The sequence below is a fragment of the Campylobacter sp. RM16188 genome (genome assembly GCF_012978795.1).
Lineage (GTDB): Bacteria > Campylobacterota > Campylobacteria > Campylobacterales > Campylobacteraceae > Campylobacter_A > Campylobacter_A canis.
Window position 1 is genome coordinate 1 of sequence record NZ_LIWQ01000029.1, and the last position, 2983, is coordinate 2983.

Annotated in this window: 6 protein-coding genes; 2 read left to right on the plus strand and 4 right to left on the minus strand. The window is 31.7% G+C overall.

The annotated features are described in order from the left end of the window. The 3 genes from CDOM16188_RS10940 to CDOM16188_RS10950 all read right to left on the minus strand — a co-directional run. Positions 1-598, minus strand: a 598-nt coding sequence (locus CDOM16188_RS10940; RefSeq protein WP_172202169.1) for a TonB-dependent siderophore receptor, incomplete at its 3' end; no start/stop codon positions are given. 344 nt (positions 599-942) lie between these two features. After that, complete coding sequence (locus CDOM16188_RS10945; RefSeq protein WP_172202171.1) at positions 943-1221, minus strand: type II toxin-antitoxin system RelE/ParE family toxin; 279 nt, start codon at positions 1219-1221, stop codon at positions 943-945. A 1-nt stretch (position 1222) separates the two neighbouring features. After that, positions 1223-1462, minus strand: coding sequence for a hypothetical protein (locus CDOM16188_RS10950; RefSeq protein WP_172202173.1), 240 nt, complete (start codon positions 1460-1462; stop codon positions 1223-1225). Between the two features lie 161 nt (positions 1463-1623). Here CDOM16188_RS10950 and CDOM16188_RS10955 point away from each other — a divergent pair, with 161 nt between their 5' ends. Both CDOM16188_RS10955 and CDOM16188_RS10960 read left to right on the plus strand, forming a co-directional pair. After that, positions 1624-2196 (plus strand): hypothetical protein, encoded by a 573-nt coding sequence (locus CDOM16188_RS10955; protein WP_172202175.1) that lies wholly within the window; start codon positions 1624-1626, stop codon positions 2194-2196. Continuing rightward, positions 2193-2471, plus strand: coding sequence for a CopG family transcriptional regulator (locus tag CDOM16188_RS10960; RefSeq protein ID WP_172202177.1), 279 nt, complete (start codon positions 2193-2195; stop codon positions 2469-2471). The genes CDOM16188_RS10955 and CDOM16188_RS10960 overlap by 4 nt, the downstream gene beginning before the upstream one ends. Before the next feature lie 121 nt (positions 2472-2592). Here the strand turns inward: CDOM16188_RS10960 and CDOM16188_RS10965 are convergent, their stop codons facing one another. Then, on the minus strand, positions 2593-2877 hold the full coding sequence (locus tag CDOM16188_RS10965) for a type II toxin-antitoxin system RelE/ParE family toxin (protein ID WP_172202179.1): 285 nt from the start codon (positions 2875-2877) through the stop codon (positions 2593-2595). Positions 2878-2983: the final 106 nt, after the last annotated feature.

The following is a 2983-nucleotide window of genomic DNA, read 5'->3' on the forward strand; positions in this document are numbered from 1 at the left end:
TAAGTGAGCGAATTCCCCCCCCCCCACTATTAAAATTAGTGCCTCCACCAAGGCTAAGATTTGCTCCAAATTGTTTTCCTGCGCCTGCAAAGACTCCAGTTTCTATGAAAGGATTATCAACATCGCCTTTTTTTCTGATGATATTTACAACACCTGAGGTTGCTTTAGCACCGTGAATTGCTGCTTGAGGACCTTTTAATACCTCAATTCGCTCAATTGAGTTCATTGAAACAAGAGGGGTTTGACTACCGCCTGAAAAAAAGTTCATATCCTTACCGTTGCTTAGCATAGATGGAACTTTGCCACGAATTAACAAAGTTTCCGACATTCCTCCACTAACAGGCTCAATTCCCGCCATATGTTTAATTGCTTTAAAGGCGTCTGTTGCAGAAGCTTTTGCCTTAATATCATCACTGGTGGTTATGCTCACATTAGCCGGAACTTCTTCAACCTTTATCGGCGTTTTAGTAGCAGTTACGGTAACCTTATCTAAGACTACTTTGACAGGTTTTGTGTCTGCTTCTGCAGCATTAACTTGCAAAACAGCAGCAGCGGTTAGAATAGAAAAAGCAAAGGCTTTTTCAAACGAATTATTCATATAGTCCTCCTTTTATAAGAATTTTAATAATAATAATCATAAATAGTAAAACTATACTAAAAGTTTCTTTAAGATTTATAAAATATTTAAATATTTTCTACATTAAAAAATACTAATGTAATAAAAAAGGAAAATTTGTAATAAATATATATAAAAGCGATCGAGTTTTTAATTGTATTGAAAATTCTACTTTTCATTGCATATTGTGCAAAAGCTCGATTTTAACGTGGTTTGTGAATTTAGAGATTTGCCGGTTTAAGGTTGGGAAGCTTAAAGCGGGTGATTTGGTTTAAGAATTGAGGGGAATTTGATTAATTTTAGTGAGTTTCTTAAAAAAAGCCAACTTAGATTTTTGGCAAGTTATGCTTGAAAATTGATAAAATTTTTATATTATCTACGCCAATATGAAATGGTATTACGTAGCCTTTAAAAATTAACTCCCTTATGTCCTCTCTGTCGAGTTTTTGGTTCTTTCTGAAACGATAGGGCATAAAAGTTGTATTATCAATTTTTTCAAATAAGTCCTCAAGAAAATTAATTGCCGTTTGTTCGCTTTTCTCTGCGTAAAAATCTAAAATGATTTTTAGCTCTGATTTGAATTGCTCCGTTAAAATAATCTCCATTTTAAGCGCCTATGCTTTTAATGTAGGCTCTCATTTCGGTTTTAAACTCCTCGAAAGGTATGTATTTTATTTCTCCACGTTCATCTGCGGCGATAATTTCCTCAAGCTCTTTTTGGTCGGCTTCGCTTAGACTCGGCTCGTTTTCATAGGTCATTATCGCTTCTGGATCAAGTGCCAATAAAGCTTTTATGGCTGCTACTGTATCGCTATTCGATGTCCGTATATTTATTGATGTTACCATAGTATTAGCTCCTTTCTTTATTTGCAATTATAGCTTAAAAAGATAATCCTTGCTTTTATTTTTACAATTTGTTAAATATAATAACTTATAATATTTCAAAACTTCTTAATATTTATAACTTGTAAATATCTACAAGTTATAAAATTGACAAAGGTAAAAGAATGAAAATAGCCCTTATAAACTCAAAAGGTGGAGTAGGCAAAACCCCATTAGCTTTTTCTATTGCTAAAGATCTAAATTTGGATCTTCAAACTAATGATAATTCAGTCGTAACTCAAATTTACTCAAAAGCGGCCTTTAAAGATCCATGCGAATTAAAAGATAATTGCGTATATGATTTTGGCGGTTTTGTGGCGGCAGGTGTTTTAAAGATATTAGATAGTTGCGACTTTATCATAATGCCGGTAACTCCTAAGATTAACTCTGTTTTTAAAGCTTGCGAAACCTTTAATCAAATCAAAGGTCATATCAAAGGAAAAATAATTGTTTTAATTACGGATCTTGTAAATCAAGCTGATTTACAAGTAATAGTTAAGGCTTTAAAAGAAGCCGGATTTGGAGATAATGTAGAGTATTTTATACTTAAGCATTCGGCAGCCTTTGAAAATGCAATATCAAATGGCATGAGTTTTACGGAGCTTTATAATCAAAATGGATTAAGCAGATCGCAATATAAATCTTTTTATGGCCACTACAATAAAATTTTAGATTTTATTAAAAAAGGATTGAGATGAAAAATCTATCAAATTTTAATTTAAACAGCGATGTATCTAAAAATTATGAAGCAGTAGACGAAAAAGAAAATAAAACAGCAGAACTTGAGGCACAACTTGCGAAATATAAAAAACTTGGCCGACCTAAATCAGAAAACCCACCAACTAAACAGATGACAATTTATCTATCAGAAAACGAGATGGAATTTTTAGAAAAATCAGCAAAACAAAGAGGCGTTACTAAAAATCAGATTTTAAGAGATTTACTTACTAGGGAGATAAATGATCAAAATTAGACATCTTGACGTTACTGCAATATTTTCGATGGGGTATGGGGTTTAGACCCCATAGATGCTTATAATGCAAGCAAAGCTTGCGCCTATTTGATTTTTATATTCTAAATTTTGACTTTCTTGGCTATTTCTTAAAGAGATTCCATTTGTTTTCTTTGTAAATATCTAATATATAAATATCGTCATTTTTTATTAAGAAAGGGATTATATACCCTTTGTATATAAGATCTCTTACATTATTCAGATTTAAAATCGAATTTTTTCTAAACCTTAATGGCATATCTTCTATTGTTTCTATTTTACCCATTAGCTCATCATAAAAATTATCAGCCCTATTTTGGCTATCAAGTGCAATAAAATTGCATATAAGATTAATATTTTTTACAAAATCATCAAGGTATACAATCATTTTTTAAAAGTTTGTCTTATTTCTTGTGCATTATATATTTTAGCTGTACCGTTTTCTATCTTTTCAATATTTGCCTCCAGCCTTGCTTTTATTTCCTCATGGGTAT